Source organism: Staphylococcus sp. T93 (assembly GCF_016743875.1).
Taxonomy (GTDB): domain Bacteria; phylum Bacillota; class Bacilli; order Staphylococcales; family Staphylococcaceae; genus Staphylococcus; species Staphylococcus aureus.
The window spans coordinates 56139-79737 of sequence record NZ_CP068247.1; the positions used below are offsets into that span (position 1 = coordinate 56139).

General features: G+C 32.3%; 18 protein-coding genes. 12 read left to right on the top strand and 6 right to left on the bottom strand.

Annotated elements, in window-relative coordinates; genetic code table 11:
* Positions 1-57 precede the first annotated feature (57 nt).
* The gene (locus tag JG553_RS00235; protein WP_001067262.1) at positions 58-720 is read right to left on the bottom strand and encodes a deoxynucleoside kinase; all 663 of its coding nucleotides are present in this window, start codon (positions 718-720) and stop codon (positions 58-60) included.
* Positions 713-1330, bottom strand: coding sequence for a deoxynucleoside kinase (locus JG553_RS00240; protein WP_001039519.1), 618 nt, complete (start codon positions 1328-1330; stop codon positions 713-715). Before JG553_RS00240 ends, JG553_RS00235 begins: the two co-directional genes overlap by 8 nt.
* A 66-nt stretch (positions 1331-1396) precedes the next feature.
* Here JG553_RS00240 and tadA point away from each other — a divergent pair, with 66 nt between their 5' ends.
* The 6 genes from tadA to sdgA all read left to right on the top strand — a co-directional run bounded on the left by tadA (position 1397) and on the right by sdgA (position 12895).
* Positions 1397-1867, top strand: a complete 471-nt coding sequence (gene tadA, locus JG553_RS00245) for a tRNA adenosine(34) deaminase TadA (protein ID WP_000180281.1) — start codon at positions 1397-1399, stop codon at positions 1865-1867.
* A gap of 146 nt (positions 1868-2013) precedes the next feature.
* On the top strand, positions 2014-2883 hold the full coding sequence (locus JG553_RS00250; RefSeq protein ID WP_000593367.1) for a Cof-type HAD-IIB family hydrolase: 870 nt from the start codon (positions 2014-2016) through the stop codon (positions 2881-2883).
* 20 nt (positions 2884-2903) lie between these two features.
* On the top strand, positions 2904-3470 hold the full coding sequence (locus JG553_RS00255; protein WP_000677261.1) for an NADPH-dependent FMN reductase: 567 nt from the start codon (positions 2904-2906) through the stop codon (positions 3468-3470).
* Positions 3471-3900: 430 nt separating this feature from the next.
* Positions 3901-6888, top strand: a complete 2988-nt coding sequence (gene sdrC / locus JG553_RS00260; protein ID WP_001060498.1) for an MSCRAMM family adhesin SdrC — start codon at positions 3901-3903, stop codon at positions 6886-6888.
* 366 nt (positions 6889-7254) lie between these two features.
* Entirely contained in the window at positions 7255-11304 is a 4050-nt protein-coding gene (gene sdrD / locus JG553_RS00265) for an MSCRAMM family adhesin SdrD (protein WP_000934431.1), read from the top strand.
* Positions 11305-11422: 118 nt separating this feature from the next.
* Positions 11423-12895, top strand: coding sequence for a serine-aspartate repeat adhesin O-glycosyltransferase SdgA (gene sdgA, locus JG553_RS00270; RefSeq protein ID WP_001106738.1), 1473 nt, complete (start codon positions 11423-11425; stop codon positions 12893-12895).
* Positions 12896-13018: 123 nt separating this feature from the next.
* Here sdgA and sdgB read toward each other — a convergent pair whose 3' ends face one another.
* The 4 genes from sdgB to JG553_RS00290 all read right to left on the bottom strand — a co-directional run bounded on the left by sdgB (position 13019) and on the right by JG553_RS00290 (position 16723).
* On the bottom strand, positions 13019-14509 hold the full coding sequence (gene sdgB, locus JG553_RS00275) for a serine-aspartate repeat adhesin O-glycosyltransferase SdgB (RefSeq protein ID WP_001106113.1): 1491 nt from the start codon (positions 14507-14509) through the stop codon (positions 13019-13021).
* 281 nt (positions 14510-14790) lie between these two features.
* The gene (folE2, locus tag JG553_RS00280) at positions 14791-15669 is read right to left on the bottom strand and encodes a GTP cyclohydrolase FolE2 (RefSeq protein WP_000134232.1); all 879 of its coding nucleotides are present in this window, start codon (positions 15667-15669) and stop codon (positions 14791-14793) included.
* Between the two features lie 12 nt (positions 15670-15681).
* Positions 15682-16347, bottom strand: coding sequence for a bacillithiol biosynthesis deacetylase BshB2 (bshB2, locus tag JG553_RS00285; protein WP_000129063.1), 666 nt, complete (start codon positions 16345-16347; stop codon positions 15682-15684).
* 13 nt (positions 16348-16360) lie between these two features.
* On the bottom strand, positions 16361-16723 hold the full coding sequence (locus JG553_RS00290; RefSeq protein ID WP_001547756.1) for a YojF family protein: 363 nt from the start codon (positions 16721-16723) through the stop codon (positions 16361-16363).
* 275 nt (positions 16724-16998) lie between these two features.
* Here JG553_RS00290 and nagB point away from each other — a divergent pair, with 275 nt between their 5' ends.
* From nagB to JG553_RS00320, 6 genes are all read left to right on the top strand, one after another.
* A complete protein-coding gene (gene nagB / locus JG553_RS00295) occupies positions 16999-17757 on the top strand; it encodes a glucosamine-6-phosphate deaminase (RefSeq protein WP_000866416.1) in 759 nt (252 codons plus the stop codon).
* Between the two features lie 76 nt (positions 17758-17833).
* Complete coding sequence (gene hxlA / locus JG553_RS00300) at positions 17834-18466, top strand: 3-hexulose-6-phosphate synthase (RefSeq protein WP_000422861.1); 633 nt, start codon at positions 17834-17836, stop codon at positions 18464-18466.
* A 1-nt stretch (position 18467) separates the two neighbouring features.
* A complete protein-coding gene (hxlB, locus tag JG553_RS00305; RefSeq protein WP_001051594.1) occupies positions 18468-19016 on the top strand; it encodes a 6-phospho-3-hexuloisomerase in 549 nt (182 codons plus the stop codon).
* Between the two features lie 112 nt (positions 19017-19128).
* Positions 19129-19776 (top strand): HAD family hydrolase, encoded by a 648-nt coding sequence (locus JG553_RS00310; protein WP_000667097.1) that lies wholly within the window; start codon positions 19129-19131, stop codon positions 19774-19776.
* Between the two features lie 501 nt (positions 19777-20277).
* Positions 20278-21678, top strand: a complete 1401-nt coding sequence (locus tag JG553_RS00315; protein ID WP_000347061.1) for an MFS transporter — start codon at positions 20278-20280, stop codon at positions 21676-21678.
* Between the two features lie 543 nt (positions 21679-22221).
* Positions 22222-23598 carry a long-chain fatty acid--CoA ligase gene (locus JG553_RS00320; protein ID WP_001100835.1) on the top strand — a complete coding sequence of 459 codons (1377 nt, stop codon included), beginning with the start codon at positions 22222-22224 and terminating at the stop codon, positions 23596-23598.
* Position 23599: the final 1 nt, after the last annotated feature.

Genomic DNA, 23599 nt, shown 5'->3' on the forward strand with positions numbered 1-23599 from the left:
GATAATATCTATGGAATATACATTGAATATAAACATATACGCTATGTCTTTAGTCTTTTATCGTGTATCTACTTGTCGATATGTTTGAATAATTCGAGCAATTTTGTTTATCATAGGATTTAAAGATTCGGGGTCCTTATGGATATCATATTCATTAATATTGATACGTACAACTGGACATGCATTAAAGCTATTAATCCAATCGTCATAGCGTTTAAATAGCTTTTTCCAGTATTCAGGGTCTGTATTAATTTCCATTTCGCGACCACGTTCAATAATACGATCAATGACCTCATCATAGTTACATTCTAAATAAATCATTACATCAGGTTTAGGAAAATAAGGTGTCATGACCATGGCATTAAATAAGTCTGAATATGTTTTGAAATCTTCTTTACTCATTGTGCCTTCTTCTTCATGCATTTTTGCAAAAATATCAACATCTTCATAAATTGATCGATCTTGGACAAAGCCACCACCATATTCAAACATACGCTTTTGTTCTTTAAAACGTTCAGCTAAGAAGTAAATTTGCAAATGGAAACTCCATCGTTCAAAATCGCTGTAAAATTTATCTAAATATGGATTATGTTCGACATTTTCAAAAGACGTTTTAAAGTTTAATTTATCTGCAAGTGCTTGCGTTAGTGTTGATTTTCCAACACCAACTGTACCTGCAATGGTTATAATGGCATTTTGTGGAATACCGTAATTATTCATTGGTAATATCTCCTATCATAGGTAATATAATATGTAATATATCTTCGTAATCTTGTTCATTTTTAAGAAAATCAATAGAAGTTGTATCGATTAAAACTACATTTGAACCATTACTTTGTAAGGACTCATAATACTCACGATAATCTTTTTTTAACTTTAACAGATATTCATCTTCTATTTGATGCTCAAAACTACGGTTACGTTTAGCAATTCTAGATTTTAACACATCAAGGTCTGCATCTAAAAAGATAATCATATTCGGCATAATCATATCTTCAGTTAAAATATCATAAATTTTACTGAATTTCTGAAATTCAACAGAACTCAAAGTATTTTTAGCAAATATCTTATTTTTATGTATATGATAATCACTAACTACACCTTGATTTAGTTGTGTTACATCTTGAAATTGCTTATATCTATTGCATAAAAAGAACATTTCAGTTTGAAAACTCCATTTAGAGATATCTTCATAAAAGTCTGATAAAAATGGATTTTCTGTGATGATTTCTTTTTCTTCATAAAAATCTAAAGTTTGACTTAATTTGTGTGCAAGTGAAGATTTACCTACGCCAATAGGACCTTCAATTGCTATAAAAGGTTTGTTCATATTCACATCTCCAAATGTTAAAATAGACATTGAGTATTGTACCATAAGTGAGGTATCTGGACATAAATGACAAATGATATATATTTTATGACATTAGCGATTGAAGAAGCTAAAAAAGCAGCTCAACTAGGCGAAGTACCTATAGGTGCTATCATCACTAAAGATGATGAAGTTATCGCTAGAGCACATAATTTAAGAGAAACACTACAACAACCAACGGCGCATGCTGAACATATTGCAATTGAACGTGCAGCCAAAGTGTTAGGTAGTTGGCGTTTAGAAGGTTGCACATTATATGTAACCTTAGAACCATGTGTCATGTGCGCAGGAACAATTGTAATGAGTCGCATTCCAAGAGTCGTCTATGGCGCAGATGATCCTAAAGGTGGTTGTAGTGGCAGTTTAATGAATTTATTGCAACAATCTAATTTTAATCATCGTGCAATTGTTGATAAAGGTGTACTTAAAGAAGCATGTAGCACATTATTAACAACATTTTTTAAAAACTTAAGAGCCAATAAGAAATCCACCAATTAGACGATAGTACATACTAATTAAAATTTGTTAGAATTACATTATATGATAAATTAATGACAATATAAATGTTAATAGAAAAGTATGTGCGCTGAGTATATATTCTTATTTAAGAACAAGATTTTAAATTTACGAAACGAGGTAACATAATGATAAAACTAATAGCCACTGATATGGATGGCACGCTACTTAATGCAGCACATGAAATTTCTCAACCTAATATTGATGCGATTAAATACGCTCAAGAACAAGGGATAACGGTTGTTATCGCGACAGGTCGAGCATTTTATGAAGCACAAGCACCAGTTGCTGACACAGATTTAACAGTACCATATATTTGTTTGAATGGTGCTGAAGTACGTGATGAAACTTTCAATGTAATGAGCACTTCACACCTTAATAAATCGTTAGTACACAAAATTACAAATGTTTTAAAAGATGCAGGTATTTATTATCAAGTATACACGAGTCGTGCGATTTATACTGAAGATCCACAAAGAGATTTAGACATTTACATAGATATTGCTGAGCGTGCAGGTCAACATGCAAACGTTGAGCGTATTAAAAATGGTATTCAAAGACGCATAGATAATGGTACGTTGAAAGTTGTTGATAATTATGATGCTATTGAAAACATACCTGGTGAATTAATTATGAAAATATTAGCATTTGATGGAAATTTAGAAAAAATTGACAAAGCTAGTAAAATTTTAGCTGAATCTCCGAATTTAGCTATATCATCATCTTCGAGAGGAAATATAGAAATAACGCATTCAGATGCACAAAAAGGTATTGCGCTAGAAACAATTGCCGAAAGATTAGGGATTGAAATGAAAGAAGTCATGTCAATAGGTGACAATTTAAATGACTTATCAATGTTAGAGAAAGTTGGCTATCCAGTTGCGATGGAAAATGGTGCAGAAGAAGTTAAAAAAATAGCGAAATATGTCACAGATACGAATGAAAATAGTGGTGTTGGAAAAGCTATTATGAAATTATTACGTGAACAACAAGTTTAATAAAAAAAGAGGGGTCAAATATGAAAGGATTAATTATTATTGGCAGTGCACAAGTGAATTCACATACAAGTGCACTAGCAAGATACTTAACTGAGCATTTTAAAACACATGATATTGAAGCGGAAATATTCGATTTAGCAGAAAAACCGTTAAATCAATTAGATTTTTCAGGAACAACACCGTCTATTGATGAAATCAAACAAAATATGAAAGATTTAAAAGAGAAAGCAATGGCGGCGGACTTTTTAATATTAGGAACGCCAAACTATCATGGTTCATATTCTGGAATATTGAAAAATGCATTAGATCATCTAAATATGGATTATTTTAAAATGAAACCTGTAGGCTTAATAGGAAATAGTGGTGGTATTGTTAGTTCAGAGCCATTGTCACATTTAAGAGTAATCGTCAGAAGTTTACTAGGCATTGCTGTACCAACTCAAATAGCAACACATGATTCTGATTTTGCTAAAAATGAAGATGGTTCATATTACTTAAATGATAGTGAATTCCAATTACGAGCAAGATTATTTGTCGATCAAATTGTATCTTTTGTGAATAATAGTCCATATGAACATTTAAAATAATATTAAAAAATATGTAAATATACATTAAAAATAGGTATGTAGCTTAAGGTATTTCATTGAGAATGCTTTTAAGTCACATGCCTATTTTTTGTTCTAATGCACCAATAGTAAGCCTTTGATATTACTGTTGTGAGCAATGTTATTAATTAAAATAAGATGTAATAGCGAATTGAAAACAAGCTTAGATTAAAAGTGAGTTTTAAAAATATAGATAAATAATTTAAAGCAATTAAAGAAAAAAAGTATTAAAAATTGCAATTCTTAAACTGTTATTCATATTAATATTTCTAGCAAATAACATTGTAAAATAAAGAAAAATAATTAAAGTATTGCACTTTATTGAAATTTATATTACGATAGTAATGCAGAAATTTATATATGCAAAATATTATATTTATCAAATTTTGATATTTTAAAGGAGTATTATTAAATGAATAATAAAAAGACAGCAACAAATAGAAAAGGCATGATACCAAATCGATTAAACAAATTTTCGATAAGAAAGTATTCTGTAGGTACTGCTTCAATTTTAGTAGGGACAACATTGATTTTTGGGTTAAGTGGTCATGAAGCTAAAGCGGCAGAACATACGAATGGAGAATTAAATCAATCAAAAAATGAAACGACAGCCCCAAGTGAGAATAAAACAACTAAAAAAGTTGATAGTCGTCAACTAAAAGACAATACGCAAACTGCAACTGCAGATCAGCCTAAAGTGACAATGAGTGATAGTGCAACAGTTAAAGAAACTAGTAGTAACATGCAATCACCACAAAACGCTACAGCTAATCAATCTACTACAAAAACTAGCAATGTAACAACAAATGATAAATCATCAACTACATATAGTAATGAAACTGATAAAAGTAATTTAACACAAGCAAAAGATGTTTCAACTACACCTAAAACAACGACTATTAAACCAAGAACTTTAAATCGCATGGCAGTGAATACTGTTGCAGCTCCACAACAAGGAACAAATGTTAATGATAAAGTACATTTTTCAAATATTGACATTGCGATTGATAAAGGACATGTTAATCAGACTACTGGTAAAACTGAATTTTGGGCAACTTCAAGTGATGTTTTAAAATTAAAAGCAAATTACACAATCGATGATTCTGTTAAAGAGGGCGATACATTTACTTTTAAATATGGTCAATATTTCCGTCCAGGATCAGTAAGATTACCTTCACAAACTCAAAATTTATATAATGCCCAAGGTAATATTATTGCAAAAGGTATTTATGATAGTACAACAAACACAACAACATATACTTTTACGAACTATGTAGATCAATATACAAATGTTAGAGGTAGCTTTGAACAAGTTGCATTTGCGAAACGTAAAAATGCAACAACTGATAAAACAGCTTATAAAATGGAAGTAACTTTAGGTAATGATACATATAGCGAAGAAATCATTGTCGATTATGGTAATAAAAAAGCACAACCGCTTATTTCAAGTACAAACTATATTAACAATGAAGATTTATCGCGTAATATGACTGCATATGTAAATCAACCTAAAAATACATATACTAAACAAACGTTTGTTACTAATTTAACTGGATATAAATTTAATCCAAATGCAAAAAACTTCAAAATTTACGAAGTGACAGATCAAAATCAATTTGTGGATAGTTTCACCCCTGATACTTCAAAACTTAAAGATGTTACTGATCAATTCGATGTTATTTATAGTAATGATAATAAAACAGCTACAGTCGATTTAATGAAAGGCCAAACAAGCAGCAATAAACAATACATCATTCAACAAGTTGCTTATCCAGATAATAGTTCAACAGATAATGGAAAAATTGATTATACTTTAGACACTGACAAAACTAAATATAGTTGGTCAAATAGTTATTCAAATGTGAATGGCTCATCAACTGCTAATGGCGACCAAAAGAAATATAATCTAGGTGACTATGTATGGGAAGATACAAATAAAGATGGTAAACAAGATGCCAATGAAAAAGGGATTAAAGGTGTTTATGTCATTCTTAAAGATAGTAACGGTAAAGAATTAGATCGTACGACAACAGATGAAAATGGTAAATATCAGTTCACTGGTTTAAGCAATGGAACTTATAGTGTAGAGTTTTCAACACCAGCCGGTTATACACCGACAACTGCAAATGTAGGTACAGATGATGCTGTAGATTCTGATGGACTAACTACAACAGGTGTCATTAAAGACGCTGACAACATGACATTAGATAGTGGATTCTACAAAACACCAAAATATAGTTTAGGTGATTATGTTTGGTACGACAGTAATAAAGATGGTAAACAAGATTCGACTGAAAAAGGAATTAAAGGTGTTAAAGTTACTTTGCAAAACGAAAAAGGCGAAGTAATTGGTACAACTGAAACAGATGAAAATGGTAAATACCGCTTTGATAATTTAGATAGTGGTAAATACAAAGTTATCTTTGAAAAACCTGCTGGCTTAACTCAAACAGGTACAAATACAACTGAAGATGATAAAGATGCCGATGGTGGCGAAGTTGATGTAACAATTACGGATCATGATGATTTCACACTTGATAATGGCTACTACGAAGAAGAAACATCAGATAGCGACTCAGATTCTGACAGCGATTCAGACTCAGATAGCGACTCAGATTCAGATAGCGACTCAGATTCAGACAGCGATTCAGACAGCGACTCAGACTCAGATAGCGATTCAGATTCAGACAGCGACTCAGACTCAGACAGCGATTCAGACTCGGATAGCGACTCAGACTCAGATAGCGACTCAGATTCGGATAGCGACTCAGACTCAGATAGCGATTCAGATTCAGATAGCGATTCGGACTCAGACAGTGATTCAGATTCAGACTCAGATAGCGACTCAGATTCTGACAGCGATTCAGACTCAGACAGCGACTCAGACTCAGACAGTGATTCAGATTCAGACAGCGACTCAGATTCAGATAGCGACTCAGACTCAGATAGCGACTCAGATTCAGATAGCGATTCGGACTCAGACAACGACTCAGATTCAGATAGCGATTCAGATTCAGATAGCGACTCAGATTCGGACAGCGATTCAGACTCAGATAGCGATTCAGACTCAGACAGCGATTCAGATTCAGATAGCGACTCAGACTCAGATAGCGACTCAGACTCGGATAGCGATTCAGATTCAGACAGCGACTCAGATTCAGATAGCGATTCGGACTCAGACAACGACTCAGATTCAGATAGCGATTCAGATTCAGATGCAGGTAAACATACTCCGGCTAAACCAATGAGTACGGTTAAAGATCAGCATAAAACAGCTAAAGCATTACCAGAAACAGGTAGTGAAAATAATAATTCAAATAATGGCACATTATTCGGTGGATTATTCGCGGCATTAGGATCATTATTGTTATTCGGTCGTCGTAAAAAACAAAATAAATAATATGATTAACTTAACCAGGTCCATGTGGCCTGGTTTTTTCTGTTTAGAAATTCCCAGATATAAAACAAAAAATCTTTAAGGAATAGATACAATTTAATTTGTTACAGAAATGTAATTGTCTATGAATTAGAAAAGCTAAGATATTAATTTCAAGGGCAAATAATACTATTTTTTATGATGATTAAATAAAGATTACAAAACTCATAAAAACTTTTATTTAAACACAAATGTTAAATAACGTTTTACGATAAAGAAAAATAATTAAAGTATTGTGCTTTATCTAAAAATGTAATACTATATTGATATACATTTTTGTATTTAAAACAATTGTATTATTTAAAAATTTGATGAATTAGGAGTAATCTAATGCTAAACAGAGAAAATAAAACGGCAATAACAAGGAAAGGCATGGTATCCAATCGATTAAATAAATTTTCGATTAGAAAGTACACAGTGGGAACAGCATCAATTTTAGTAGGTACAACATTAATTTTTGGTCTGGGGAACCAAGAAGCAAAGGCTGCAGAAAGTACTAATAAAGAATTGAACGAAGCGACAACTTCAGCAAGTGATAATCAATCGAGTGATAAAGTTGATATGCAGCAACTAAATCAAGAAGACAATACTAAAAATGATAATCAAAAAGAAATGGTATCATCTCAAGGTAATGAAACGACTTCAAATGGGAATAAATTAATAGAAAAAGAAAGTGTACAATCTACCACTGGAAATAAAGTTGAAGTTTCAACTGCCAAATCAGATGAGCAAGCTTCACCAAAATCTACGAATGAAGATTTAAACACTAAACAAACTATAAGTAATCAAGAAGCGTTACAACCTGATTTGCAAGAGAATAAATCAGTGGTAAATGTTCAACCAACTAATGAGGAAAACAAAAAGGTAGATGCCAAAACTGAATCAACTACATTAAATGTTAAAAGTGATGCTATCAAGAGTAATGATGAAACTCTTGTTGATAACAATAGTAATTCAAATAATGAAAATAATGCAGATATCATTTTGCCAAAAAGTACAGCACCTAAACGTTTGAATACAAGAATGCGTATAGCAGCAGTACAGCCATCATCAACAGAGGCTAAAAATGTTAATGATTTAATCACATCAAATACAACATTAACTGTCGTTGATGCAGATAAAAACAATAAAATCGTACCAGCCCAAGATTATTTATCATTAAAATCACAAATTACAGTTGATGACAAAGTTAAATCAGGTGATTATTTCACAATTAAATACTCAGATACAGTACAAGTATATGGATTGAATCCGGAAGATATTAAAAATATTGGTGATATTAAAGATCCAAATAATGGTGAAACAATTGCGACTGCAAAACATGATACTGCAAATAATTTAATTACATATACATTTACAGATTATGTTGATCGATTTAATTCTGTACAAATGGGAATTAATTATTCAATTTATATGGATGCTGATACAATTCCTGTTAGTAAAAACGATGTTGAGTTTAATGTTACGATAGGTAATACTACAACAAAAACAACTGCTAACATTCAATATCCAGATTATGTTGTAAATGAGAAAAATTCAATTGGATCAGCGTTCACTGAAACAGTTTCACATGTTGGAAATAAAGAAAATCCAGGGTACTATAAACAAACGATTTATGTAAATCCATCGGAAAATTCTTTAACAAATGCCAAACTAAAAGTTCAAGCTTACCACTCAAGTTATCCTAATAATATCGGGCAAATAAATAAAGATGTAACAGATATAAAAATATATCAAGTTCCTAAAGGTTATACATTAAATAAAGGATACGATGTGAATACTAAAGAGCTTACAGATGTAACAAATCAATACTTGCAGAAAATTACATATGGCGACAACAATAGCGCTGTTATTGATTTTGGAAATGCAGATTCTGCTTATGTTGTAATGGTTAATACAAAATTCCAATATACAAATAGCGAAAGCCCAACACTTGTTCAAATGGCTACTTTATCTTCAACAGGTAATAAATCCGTTTCTACTGGCAATGCTTTAGGATTTACTAATAACCAAAGTGGCGGAGCTGGTCAAGAAGTATATAAAATTGGTAACTACGTATGGGAAGATACTAATAAAAACGGTGTTCAAGAATTAGGAGAAAAAGGCGTTGGCAATGTAACTGTAACTGTATTTGATAATAATACAAATACAAAAGTAGGAGAAGCAGTTACTAAAGAAGATGGGTCATACTTGATTCCAAACTTACCTAATGGAGATTACCGTGTAGAATTTTCAAACTTACCAAAAGGTTATGAAGTAACCCCTTCAAAACAAGGTAATAACGAAGAATTAGATTCAAACGGCTTATCTTCAGTTATTACAGTTAATGGCAAAGATAACTTATCTGCAGACTTAGGTATTTACAAACCTAAATACAACTTAGGTGACTATGTCTGGGAAGATACAAATAAAAATGGTATCCAAGACCAAGATGAAAAAGGTATATCTGGCGTAACGGTAACATTAAAAGATGAAAACGGTAACGTGTTAAAAACAGTTACAACAGACGCTGATGGCAAATATAAATTTACTGATTTAGATAATGGTAATTATAAAGTTGAATTTACTACACCAGAAGGCTATACACCGACTACAGTAACATCTGGTAGCGACATTGAAAAAGACTCTAATGGTTTAACAACAACAGGTGTTATTAATGGTGCTGATAACATGACATTAGATAGTGGATTCTACAAAACACCAAAATATAATTTAGGTAATTATGTATGGGAAGATACAAATAAAGATGGTAAGCAGGATTCAACTGAAAAAGGTATTTCAGGCGTAACAGTTACATTGAAAAATGAAAACGGTGAAGTTTTACAAACAACTAAAACAGATAAAGATGGTAAATATCAATTTACTGGATTAGAAAATGGAACTTATAAAGTTGAATTCGAAACACCATCAGGTTACACACCAACACAAGTAGGTTCAGGAACTGATGAAGGTATAGATTCAAATGGTACATCAACAACAGGTGTCATTAAAGATAAAGATAACGATACTATTGACTCTGGTTTCTACAAACCGACTTACAACTTAGGTGACTATGTATGGGAAGATACAAATAAAAACGGTGTTCAAGATAAAGATGAAAAGGGCATTTCAGGTGTAACAGTTACGTTAAAAGATGAAAACGACAAAGTTTTAAAAACAGTTACAACAGATGAAAATGGTAAATATCAATTCACTGATTTAAACAATGGAACTTATAAAGTTGAATTCGAGACACCATCAGGTTATACACCAACTTCAGTAACTTCTGGAAATGATACTGAAAAAGATTCTAATGGTTTAACAACAACAGGTGTCATTAAAGATGCAGATAACATGACATTAGACAGTGGTTTCTATAAAACACCAAAATATAGTTTAGGTGATTATGTTTGGTACGACAGTAATAAAGACGGCAAACAAGATTCAACTGAAAAAGGTATCAAAGATGTTAAAGTTACTTTATTAAATGAAAAAGGCGAAGTAATTGGAACAACTAAAACAGATGAAAATGGTAAATACTGCTTTGATAATTTAGATAGCGGTAAATACAAAGTTATTTTTGAAAAGCCTGCTGGCTTAACACAAACAGTTACAAATACAACTGAAGATGATAAAGATGCAGATGGTGGCGAAGTTGACGTAACAATTACGGATCATGATGATTTCACACTTGATAACGGATACTTCGAAGAAGATACATCAGACAGCGATTCAGACTCAGATAGTGACTCAGACAGCGACTCAGACTCAGACAGCGACTCAGACTCAGACAGTGATTCAGATTCAGACAGCGACTCAGATTCAGATAGCGACTCAGATTCGGACAGCGATTCAGACTCAGATAGCGACTCAGATTCAGATAGCGATTCAGACTCAGACAGCGACTCAGATTCAGATAGCGATTCGGACTCAGACAGCGATTCAGACTCAGATAGCGACTCAGACTCAGACAGCGACTCAGATTCAGATAGCGATTCGGACTCAGATAGCGACTCAGATTCAGACAGCGATTCAGACTCAGATAGCGACTCAGATTCAGACAGCGATTCAGACTCAGATAGCGACTCAGACTCAGACAGTGATTCAGATTCAGACAGCGACTCAGACTCAGATAGCGACTCAGATTCGGACAGCGACTCAGACTCTGATAGCGACTCAGACTCAGACAGTGATTCAGACAGCGATTCAGACTCGGATGCAGGAAAACATACACCTGTTAAACCAATGAGTACTACTAAAGACCATCACAATAAAGCAAAAGCATTACCAGAAACAGGTAGTGAAAATAACGGCTCAAATAACGCAACGTTATTTGGTGGATTATTTGCAGCATTAGGTTCATTATTGTTATTCGGTCGTCGCAAAAAACAAAACAAATAATACAATATGACCCAGGTCCTTGTGGCCTGGTTTTTTTATAATTACACATGCAATAGATGTATTTTTCATATAAAATAAACAATAAAGATACGGAATAAAACTTATATGAGGCGATAATATGAATTACATTTTAGGAACAATTTTAGAAAGTAAAATTACAGGTGTAGAAAAAGCGCAAATAAATAGATTGAAGTTGTTCAAACAACACGGCATATCTTCAAAATGTGTATATGTTAAATGGAATCCTTATTCATACACATATGCGAAGCAACATCAGATTGAAAATGATGTATTTACAATGTATGACTATTTTCAAAAAGCAATCAATTATAAAAAGACAAAGCAAGTTAACTGGATACAGTATTGGGAAAAGTCATGTAGGTACACATTGAAATTTGTGGAAAATTCAAATGATGTCAGAATATATGATGAAGAGCAATTTGTAATGTATGCTCATTTTTTAGATAAACAGTATCATCAATTAAATTATGTGAATTATTTTGATCATAAAAGAAGAAAAGTAAAACGCGAATTGTATGATGGAAGAGGCTTTTTAAGTTGTTCTCGAATTTTAGGTGAAGGACAACGGATTGTACTCGAAAATTACTATACACCTAATGGGGAAATCGTCATCCAAAAATATTTTGACGATATAAAAGGGAAAAACACGCTCACAAAGGTTATCTTAAATGAAGACCAGCATCAACAATTTTTTGATACAGAAGATGAATTAGTTCAATATTTTCTCCATCAATTATGTAAAAATAATGATCAAATCATATTAGATCGTCCTCATGAATTAGGAAATGTTATAGCGGGATTAAATCAAAGTATTCCAGTTATTGTTGTGCTCCATAGTACACATTTATCCGGTGCCGGTAATGGTATAAAAAGTTTTTATAAAACAGTGTTTAATAATTTAACACGTTATAAAGCGATTGTTGTATCAACAGAAAAGCAATGCCAAGATATTTCACAATATATTGAAAATAAAATACCAGTTATCAATATTCCGGTTGGCTACGTGGCAAATTTAAAGTATCAATTTGACATCAATCAAAAGGAGAAAAATCATATCATATCAATTGCTCGCCTCGTTGAAAATAAACAAATTAAACATCAAATTGAAGTAATCAAGCAATTAGTAACAAAACATCCCAATATTCAATTGAATATTTATGGACATGGAAATGGTTTGTCAGAATATCGACAACTTGTAGAAGATTATCATTTATCGGAACATGTTAAATTTCATGGTTTTAAGACGCATATTAATGAAGAGATTGCTAAAGCAGAACTGATGTTATCGACAAGTAAAATGGAAGGTTTTGGCTTAGCAATTTTAGAGTCGCTTTCAGTAGGTACACCAGTGATCAGTTATGATGTAGATTATGGTCCATCAGAACTGATTCAAGATGGATTTAATGGCTATTTAGTACCTCAAGGTGACATCAATCAAATGGTTGAAAAGGTCGACCAATTACTAAATAATACTCAAAAATTGCAACAGTTTTCAATTAATAGCATAGAATCTGCACAACAGTACAATGCAACTACTATCAGTACAAAGTGGCAAAATATTTTAAACTAAGTCAAAAGAAAAAAGCATTTTCCTAGAATCATCTATTTAACAAACCTCGTTCATACGAACTTACATGTTTAGTTAAATGACATAGGAAAATGCTATTTTTGTAAAAATAAAGGTAAAGTACATTTATATAAGACGAACAAATTGGTCCCATTGTTTAATTAACGACGCTTTACTATATTGTTGTGCTTTTGCCAAACTACCTTTTGACAGTCGTTGCTGTACTTCAGGATGATCAATCACATATTTTACTTTATCAAATAGGGCATCTTCATCATTTTTAGTAATTAAATAACCATTGAAATCTGAAGTAATCAGTTCGTTAGGTCCATATTTAATATCATAACTAATAACTGGAACACCATGTGCTAAAGATTCAAGTAGCGCTAAAGAGAAACCTTCCATGTTACTTGTTATTAAACTCAAATAGGCATCGCTATATTCTTGGTCTAGATTGCTTAAAAAGCCGCGTAAGTAAACATGATTTTCCAATCCATATTTTTGTATCAATTCATTTAATTTTTTACTTTCAGAACCAAAACCATACATATGAAGCTCTATTTTTGGGACATACGATACTAAGCGTTTAATTAATTCAATTTGTTGATGTAATTGTTTTTCAGGTGAATAACGAGCAACGGAAATTAATTTAACACTGCGCTGATCTAATGTTTGGACTGGTGTATCAATTGTTTCACTATAGCCGACAGGAATATTAACAACTGGAATAGTATGGTTAATACGTTTTTCAACATCTAATTTTTGCTGCTCAGTAGAAACGATAATTGCACGATATCGAGATAAATTTTCAAACATCGCTTTATATACATTTTTAAATGGCGATGAATCTAATGCATCAATATTTTTAATGTGTGTACTGTGAAGCACAGCTACTACTGGGATTGACTCAGGCGTTAAGTTGAAAATAGGTGCTGTGTACACATTACGATCACTGAAAAATAAATCCCCATGTTGATATAGTTGTTTAATGAAAAATGCGCCTAATTCCGTTTCATTATTAAAGAAATATTGTTTGTTAGCATAGTAAACAATAATTTTTTGTACTTCTGGTTTGCCATCCTTGTAAGAAAAATACTTTTCTAATTTTGTGTCACCTTCTGGATTATAGAAAAATTCACATAATGTTTGTTGTTTATCAACAAGAATCCTACTACAACTTAAAAAGCCACGCACATCATAAAAATCACGTTTTACTTTTCGTCTTTGACTATCAAAATGATTTACATAATCTAATATACGATATTTAGGATCTTGAAAATGGGCATACATTAAGAAACGCTCTTGATCATATATTCTAAAGTCATGACTATTTTCAACATGTTTTAAAGTATAATGACATTCATCAGTCCAATACGACAACCAGTCAAATGGTTCATTGCGTTCTAAATATGTTGCTTCTTGGAAGAAATCATACATATTAATATAGTCAGAACTAGTAATATAATTTTGGGCATTTCTATATAAATATCTATTCCATGACAGAAATACACATTGCGCTGGTCTTCCCATTTCTTTAAATAAATTTAAACGATTAATAATTGCTTTCTCTATCCCAGTTAAATTAACACCTAAACTATTACCTACAAAATAATTCATTTACAACACCACTTATATCTATTTTTTATAATTATATCACATAATATTTAATTACTTCTTTTAACTGGAAGATGTGTTTATTTATAAAACAACAAATTTTGATATTTATAATGATAGTAGTTATTCAATCAACTACGACCAATATATCATTGTAGAGCTTAGGATATTGATTTATGACTCAGGCACATCAAATGAGAAGATTTATAAAAGAGATATACAACTCTAGAAGGTATAATAAAAACGCGCAACTAATGTTACGCGTTTGAATTAATCATATGATATTATTTGCGATACTTTAATTTAGCGAAAGCATCATGTTGATGGATAGACTCTTCATTACGACATTCGATATCGAAACCGTCTAACCAATCAAATTCAACTAAGTCCGCGGCAATTAAACGAATTAAGTCTTCGACAAAACGTGGATTTTCATATGCACGCTCTGTCACACGTTTTTCATCAGGACGTTTTAAAATAGGGTATAGAATTGAACTTGCATTAGCTTCCATTGCATCTAAAATTTTATTTTTATAGTCATCAACTATGTCTTGATCTTTATTAATATATGTTTTAACAGTGACAACACCACGTTGGTTGTGCGCTGAATACTCACTTATTTCTTTTGAACAAGGGCATAGCGTTGTGACAGTTGCTTCAATAGTAAGTTCTTTACGTGTAACTTTATCACCGTCAATTGCTAATCCATAAGTGACATCGGCATTACCAACTGCTTTAATATTTGTGGTTGGACTATAGCGATCAAAGAACCATTTCCCAGAAACATCAACGCCTGCCGCATTTTGTTTCATATTCGTTTGTAAAGTGCGTAACACCTGATAAAGTGTATTAAATTCAAGTTCAATACCATTATCATAGTGCTTTTCAACACTTTCGATTATACGGCTCATATTAATACCTTTTTCGTCTTTTGTTAAACTTGTTGAAAAACTAAATGTGCCAGCTGTTTGATACTGGTCAACAAGTACAGGGTACACTAAGTTTTTAATACCAACTTCTTCTATTTCAAATAAAAAATCTTTATGTGTACTTTGTAAATCTGTCATTTCGTTCTTAGTAGTAGGTTTCGTGCCTTCAATAGGATCTACGGAACCAAAGTGTTTCCAACGACCTTCTCGTGTCGATAAATCAAATTCAGTCATTTTTTTCCTCCGTTAAGATTTAAAGTGATATGTCCAATATGGTTCGACTGTTAAAAAGCTGTGTTGTTTACCATCGATTTCAGGACTTGCTAATTGTTTTAAAAATGGACCTGTTTGAGAAGCATGTGCTTCAAATGCCTTAATTTTAAGTTCTTTAAAATCTGTAATATCATTTTGAATATCAGGTTCTCCAAGAGCTTCGGTTGCATCATTACTGAACGCAACTAAAGTTAAACGAGGGCGTTCTTCTTTAGGCATGCGTTCAACCGTTCGAATTACAGCGTCTGCTGTTGCTTCGTGATCAGGATGTACTGCATATCCAGGATAAAATGAAATAATCAATGATGGATTTGTATCATCGATTAAAGATTTAATCATACCATCTATATGTTCATAGGGTTCAAATTCGACAGTTTTGTCACGTAAACCCATTTTTCTTAAATCAGTAATACCGATAACTTTACAAGCTTCTTCTAGTTCACGCTCACGAATACTTGGTAATGATTCGCGTGTTGCAAATGGGGGATTACCTAAATTTCTGCCCATTTGTCCTAGGGTTAAACATGCATATGTTACAGGTATGCCTTTTTGGATATAATTTGCTAATGTGCCTGCAGATGAGAAGGTTTCATCATCAGGATGTGGAAATATTACTAATACATGTCTTTCGTCAGTCATGTTGATGCCTCCTCTATAAATTAAATGGTCGCTCACTAATTTGAAGTGCTGCAGCGAGTTGACCTTCGTAATTAAAACCTGCAATTAAAAATTCATCATGCTCATTGACCTCAAAATGCGTTAGACCTTGTACATAAACCCAACCACCATTTGATAGTTTAAGACCAATGCGATAAGGTTCTTTATTACCACCTTTTAGTTGTGCATGCGTATATGTTATTTGTATGTTTCTTAAAAAAGTACCAGCATTAAAAACACGTTGATCGAAATGGTTCGCATAGGCCCCATTTGTCGTTTCAACATGCAGATACACAGGTTTATGTTCAAAAGAAGCAAGTAAATCTATAACTTCTTGTTCTTTAATTGGTTCCAACACGTTCACTCCTTACACTATCAATGTGTTTATCTTTCTATTTTACTAAAAACTATTCGATAATTGTATACGATTGCTCAATTATTTATAAATTAATTTTCATGAAGGGTAATTACTCAGGATTACGTAATCATACAGCATTAGTTTTTTACTTTTAAAAATCAAAAATTTGTTGGAATTTGAAAAGTGTTAAACATTAAAAATGATGCTATATTAATGGTGTATGAATGAATTCATAAGTTTTTAAAATGTATTAAATTTGTGGAGGCATGTAAACAATGAAAGTATTAAACTTAGGATCGAAAAAACAAGCATCATTCTATGTTGCATGTGAGTTATATAAAGAGATGGCATTTAATCAGCACTGTAAACTAGGTTTAGCAACTGGTGGTACAATGACAGATTTGTATGAACAACTTGTTAAGTTGTTAAATAAAAATCAGTTAAACGTAGACAATGTATCCACGTTTAATTTAGACGAATATGTAGGTTTAACCGCATCACATCCGCAAAGTTATCACTATTATATGGATGACATGCTTTTCAAACAATATCCTTATTTTAATAGAAAGAACATTCATATTCCAAATGGAGATGCCGATGATATGAATGCGGAAGCGTCAAAATATAATGACGTTTTAGAACAACAAGGTCAACGTGATATTCAAATTTTAGGTATTGGTGAAAATGGTCATATTGGATTTAATGAACCTGGTACGCCGTTTGATAGCGTTACTCATATCGTTGATTTGACTGAAAGTACTATTAAGGCTAATAGTCGATATTTTAAAAACGAAGATGATGTTCCAAAGCAAGCCATTTCGATGGGACTTGCTAATATTCTTCAAGCCAAACGTATCATTTTACTCGCATTTGGTGAAAAGAAACGTGCTGCTATTACACATTTATTAAATCAGGAAATTTCTGTTGATGTTCCAGTCACATTACTTCACAAACACCCGAATGTTGAGATATATTTAGACGACGAAGCTTGCCCGAAAAATGTTGCGAAAATTCATGTCGATGAAATGGATTGATTGCAATGTTTAATTAAGAAATGCCTCGGGAAAGGTTCCAATAGAAAGATAAAAAGCATTGGAAGGATGATTTTTAGTGGAATTACAATTAGCAATTGATTTATTAAACAAAGAAGACGCGGCTGAGTTAGCAAATAAAGTAAAAGATTATGTAGATATCGTAGAAATCGGTACGCCAATCATTTACAACGAAGGTTTACCAGCAGTTAAACATATGGCAGACAACATTAGTAATGTAAAAGTATTAGCAGACATGAAAATTATGGATGCAGCTGATTATGAAGTTAGCCAAGCAATTAAATTTGGCGCGGATGTAATTACAATACTAGGTGTTGCAGAAGATGCATCAATTAAAGCAGCTATTGAAGAAGCTCATAAAAATAATAAACAATTACTAGTTGATATGATTGCTGTTCAAGATTTAGAAAAACGTGCAAAAGAACTAGATGAAATGGGTGCTGATTATATTGCAGTACACACTGGTTATGATTTACAAGCAGAAGGGCAATCACCATTAGAAAGTTTAAGAACCGTTAAATCTGTTATTAAAAATTCTAAAGTTGCAGTAGCAGGTGGAATTAAACCAGATACAATTAAAGATATTGTCGCTGAAAGTCCTGATCTTGTTATTGTTGGTGGCGGAATCGCAAATGCAGATGATCCAGTAGAAGCTGCGAAACAATGTCGCGCTGCAATCGAAGGTAAGTAATATGGCTAAATTTAGTGACTATCAATTAATTCTAGATGAATTAAAGATGACTTTGTCACATGTTGAAGCGGATGAGTTTTCAACTTTTGCATCCAAAATACTACATGCTGAACATATATTTGTAGCTGGCAAAGGACGTTCAGGATTCGTGGCGAATAGTTTTGCAATGCGCTTAAATCAGCTCGGCAAACAGGCACATGTTGTTGGAGAATCAACGACACCTGCGATTAAGTCGAATGATGTATTTGTAATTATCTCTGGTTCAGGTTCCACGGAACATTTAAGATTATTAGCAGACAAAGCAAAATCAGTAGGTGCTGACATCGTATTAATTACTACAAATAAAGATTCTGCAATAGGCAATCTAGCTGGGACGAACATCGTTTTGCCTGCAGGTACAAAATATGATGAACAAGGCTCGGCACAACCATTAGGAAGTTTGTTTGAACAAGCATCTCAATTATTTTTAGATAGTGTTGTAATGGGATTGATGACTGAAATGAATGTTACGGAACAAACGATGCAACAAAATCATGCTAATTTAGAATAAAATAAAGATAGTCGATAATATGATGCCTAGGCAGAAATATTATCGATTATTTTTTTATTTAAATAATAAATTATAGTATAATATCAATAATAAACGAATAGGGGTGTTAATATTGAAGTTTGACAATTATATTTTTGATTTTGATGGTACGTTGGCAGACACGAAAAAATGTGGTGAAGTAGCAACACAAAGTGCATTTAAAGCATGTGGCTTAACGGAACCATCATCTAAAGAAATAACGCATTATATGGGAATACCTATTGAAGAATCATTTTTAAAATTAGCAGACCGACCATTAGATGAAGCAGCATTAGCAAAGTTAATCGATACATTTAGACATACATATCAATCTATTGAAAAGGACTATATTTATGAATTTGCGGGTATAACTGAAGCCATTACAAGTTTGTATAACCAAGGGAAAAAACTTTTCGTGGTGTCTAGTAAGAAGAGTGATGTATTAGAAAGAAATTTATCGGCTATTGGATTAAATCACTTGATTACCGAAGCTGTTGGATCCGATCAAGTAAGTGCATATAAACCAAATCCTGAAGGCATACACACAATTGTGCAACGCTACAATTTAAATAGCCAACAAACGGTGTATATTGGTGATTCAACGTTTGATGTTGAGATGGCACAACGTGCTGGTATGCAATCTGCAGCTGTCACTTGGGGTGCACATGATGCAAGGTCATTACTTCATTCAAATCCGGATTTTATTATTAATGATCCATCAGAAATTAATACCGTATTATAAAACTTGTTAAAACAGAGAATACCATGGTTAAAATGCATATTCATAAATATTAGATTATACTTAGAAATATTTCGCTTTAGATTAGGAATTTAAAATAAATATTTATTAAACATTATGAATTTTTAAAGAGTAATGTCTGACTCGTTGATAATTTATTTTTGTAAAAATAAATTAAAGTAATGACAAAGTTATTGAAGTAAATTGAGTATAAACATTTAAATACGATGTCGAAAATGGCGATAGCATATCACTTACATGAAGTTGTGTGCTATCGCTATTTTTAGTTATAATTCCAAAAAGTTAATCGTTCGATGATTTAAGAATTATTATTGTTTAATTCAAATGTATGAGGGTATAAAATCATTGAATTTAATTCGATAAAGCGAAATTTTTGAACAAACATACTTTTGTATTTATATAAAAGTTTAAATTCTTATAAATTTGACAAAACTAATTAACTCCGTATAATTATGAAACATACAAGAGGGAGTGTATGAATTCATGGATTTTAATAAAGAGAATATTAACATGGTGGATGCAAAGAAAGCTAAAAAAACCGTTGTTGCAACCGGTATCGGTAATGCAATGGAATGGTTCGATTTTGGTGTCTATGCATATACAACTGCGTACATTGGAGCGAACTTCTTCTCTCCAGTAGAGAATGCAGACATTCGACAAATGTTGACTTTCGCAGCATTAGCCATTGCGTTTTTATTAAGACCAATTGGTGGTGTCGTATTTGGTATTATTGGTGACAAATATGGACGTAAAGTTGTATTAACATCTACAATTATTTTAATGGCATTTTCAACATTAACCATTGGATTATTGCCAAGCTATGATCAAATTGGACTTTGGGCACCAATACTATTATTGCTTGCAAGAGTACTACAAGGGTTTTCAACAGGTGGAGAGTATGCGGGGGCAATGACATATGTTGCCGAATCATCTCCAGATAAGCGTCGTAACTCATTAGGTAGTGGACTAGAAATTGGGACATTATCAGGTTACATAGCTGCTTCAATTATGATTGCTGTATTAACATTCTTTTTAACAGATGAACAAATGGCATCATTTGGTTGGAGAATCCCATTCTTACTCGGTTTATTCCTAGGATTATTCGGCTTATATTTACGTCGTAAGCTGGAAGAATCACCAGTTTTCGAAAATGATGTTGCAACACAACCAGAAAGAGATAACATTAACTTTTTACAAATCATCAGATTTTATTACAAAGATATATTTGTATGTTTTGTAGCTGTTGTATTCTTCAATGTTACAAACTATATGGTAACTGCATATTTACCAACCTATTTAGAACAAGTTATTAAATTAGATGCAACGACAACAAGTGTATTAATTACTTGTGTCATGGCAATAATGATTCCATTAGCATTAATGTTTGGTAAGTTAGCGGATAAAATAGGTGAAAAGAAAGTATTTCTAATTGGTACTGGTGGGCTAACATTATTCAGTATCATCGCATTTATGTTATTACATTCACAATCATTTGTTGTAATAGTAATCGGTATATTTATATTAGGATTTTTCTTATCAACTTACGAAGCGACAATGCCAGGGTCGTTACCAACGATGTTTTACAGTCATATAAGATATCGAACTTTATCAGTAACATTTAATATCTCTGTTTCGATATTTGGTGGTACGACGCCATTAGTTGCAACATGGTTAGTTACGAAAACTGGAGATCCATTAGCACCTGCGTATTATTTAACAGCAATCAGTGTTATTGGCTTTTTAGTTATTACATTCTTACATTTAAGTACAGCAGGAAAATCTCTAAAAGGTTCGTATCCAAATGTAGATAACGAGCAAGATAGAGCTTATTATGCAGAACATCCAAAAGAAGCATTATGGTGGGTTAAAGAACGTAAGAATTAGAGATTTTAATAAAAAGTATAAATCAATCGTATATAAGCACTTTAAAGCTAGTAGGTTCTGCTAACTTTAAAGTGCTTTTTAAATTGAGAACTGTAATTAGCCGTAATAAAGTTTTTGTATATACATAAACCCCCACTGCAATGATTATCGCAATGGGGGAAAGAGGGGACTTAAAGCATATGTTTAGCTTTGAATACTTAAAATTCTCTTGCTATTGAAATGTTAGGATGTAAATATGTCTTAGAGTATTTTGTCCAACGCAATTAATATTGAGACTCTAACCTTCAATATTATTATAGAGAACACAAACTTAAATAGATTGGGTGACTTATTTGTGTCAGTTATTGCGATTGCGATAACTTCTTTTCTCTATATACATATAGTAACGTCTTATCTAATAAAAAACATGGTACTACAGTATCAAATTTATCTAGGGCTTAAGTTTGATTTTTATAATAGGCAGGTTTACCTGATAAAAATACTTATTCATTATATAATGTTAACAATATGTATTTTAAAGTTTACATTGAGTGAGGGATATTGATGAACGTAATTTTAGAACAGTTGAAAACACATACTCAAAATAAACCTAATGACATAGCATTACATATCGATGATGAAACAATTACATATAGTCAACTAAATGCCCGCATCACTAGCGCAGTTGAATCTTTGCAGAAATATTCACTTAACCCTGTCGTTGCTATTAATATGAAATCACCGGTGCAAAGTATTATTTGTTATTTAGCTTTGCATCGTTTACATAAAGTGCCTATGATGATGGAAGGTAAATGGCAAAGTACTATACATCGTCAATTGATTGAAAAATATGGTATTAAAGATGTAATTGGAGATACAGGTCTCATGCAGAATATAGACTCACCGATGTTTATTGATTCAACGCAATTACAGCACTACCCCAATTTATTACATATTGGTTTTACTTCAGGGACAACTGGACTGCCAAAAGCATATTATCGTGATGAAGATTCATGGTTGGCTTCTTTTGAAGTTAATGAAATGTTGATGTTAAAAAATGAAAATGCAATAGCAGCCCCTGGACCACTATCGCACTCGTTAACATTATATGCGTTATTGTTTGCTTTAAGTTCCGGTCGTACTTTTATAGGACAGACCACTTTTCATCCTGAAAAGTTACTTAATCAATGTCATAAAATATCATCATACAAAGTTGCTATGTTTCTTGTTCCAACGATGATTAAATCATTATTGTTAGTTTACAACAATGAACATACAATCCAATCATTTTTTAGCAGTGGAGATAAGCTGCATTCTTCTATTTTTAAAAAGATAAAAAATCAAGCAAATGACATAAATTTGATTGAATTTTTTGGTACATCGGAAACCAGTTTTATCAGCTATAACTTGAATCAGCAAGCACCAGTTGAATCAGTAGGTGTGCTATTTCCAAATGTGGAATTGAAAACAACGAATCACGATCACAATGGTATAGGAACTATTTGTATAAAAAGTAATATGATGTTTAGTGGCTATGTAAGTGAACAATGTATAAATAATGATGAATGGTTTGTTACTAATGATAATGGCTATGTAAAAGAGCAGTATTTATATTTAACGGGACGTCAACAGGATATGTTAATTATTGGTGGTCAAAATATATATCCAGCACATGTTGAACGCCTTTTAACGCAATCTTCGAGCATTGATGAAGCAATTATCATCGGTATTCCAAATGAGCGTTTTGGTCAAATAGGCGTATTGCTTTATTCTGGTGATGTGACACTTACACATAAAAATGTAAAACAATTTTTAAAAAAGAAAGTGAAACGCTATGAAATTCCATCGATGATTCATCATGTAGAAAAGATGTATTACACTGCAAGTGGTAAAATTGCTAGAGAAAAAATGATGTCGATGTATTTGAGAGGTGAATTATAAT

What these genes read in the sequence shown, in the direction of transcription:
- hxlB (WP_001051594.1), top strand. Translation starts at nt 18,468, where the DNA reads ATGGCTAAATTTAGTGACTATCAATTAATTCTAGATGAATTAAAGATG.
- JG553_RS00250 (WP_000593367.1), top strand. Translation starts at nt 2,014, where the DNA reads ATGATAAAACTAATAGCCACTGATATGGATGGCACGCTACTTAATGCA.
- tadA (WP_000180281.1), top strand. Translation starts at nt 1,397, where the DNA reads ATGACAAATGATATATATTTTATGACATTAGCGATTGAAGAAGCTAAA.
- sdrD (WP_000934431.1), top strand. Translation starts at nt 7,255, where the DNA reads ATGCTAAACAGAGAAAATAAAACGGCAATAACAAGGAAAGGCATGGTA.
- sdgB (WP_001106113.1), bottom strand. Translation starts at nt 14,509, where the DNA reads ATGAATTATTTTGTAGGTAATAGTTTAGGTGTTAATTTAACTGGGATA.
- sdrC (WP_001060498.1), top strand. Translation starts at nt 3,901, where the DNA reads ATGAATAATAAAAAGACAGCAACAAATAGAAAAGGCATGATACCAAAT.
- bshB2 (WP_000129063.1), bottom strand. Translation starts at nt 16,347, where the DNA reads ATGACTGACGAAAGACATGTATTAGTAATATTTCCACATCCTGATGAT.
- JG553_RS00315 (WP_000347061.1), top strand. Translation starts at nt 20,278, where the DNA reads ATGGATTTTAATAAAGAGAATATTAACATGGTGGATGCAAAGAAAGCT.
- folE2 (WP_000134232.1), bottom strand. Translation starts at nt 15,669, where the DNA reads ATGACTGAATTTGATTTATCGACACGAGAAGGTCGTTGGAAACACTTT.
- sdgA (WP_001106738.1), top strand. Translation starts at nt 11,423, where the DNA reads ATGAATTACATTTTAGGAACAATTTTAGAAAGTAAAATTACAGGTGTA.
- JG553_RS00320 (WP_001100835.1), top strand. Translation starts at nt 22,222, where the DNA reads ATGAACGTAATTTTAGAACAGTTGAAAACACATACTCAAAATAAACCT.
- nagB (WP_000866416.1), top strand. Translation starts at nt 16,999, where the DNA reads ATGAAAGTATTAAACTTAGGATCGAAAAAACAAGCATCATTCTATGTT.
- JG553_RS00255 (WP_000677261.1), top strand. Translation starts at nt 2,904, where the DNA reads ATGAAAGGATTAATTATTATTGGCAGTGCACAAGTGAATTCACATACA.
- JG553_RS00235 (WP_001067262.1), bottom strand. Translation starts at nt 720, where the DNA reads ATGAATAATTACGGTATTCCACAAAATGCCATTATAACCATTGCAGGT.
- JG553_RS00240 (WP_001039519.1), bottom strand. Translation starts at nt 1,330, where the DNA reads ATGAACAAACCTTTTATAGCAATTGAAGGTCCTATTGGCGTAGGTAAA.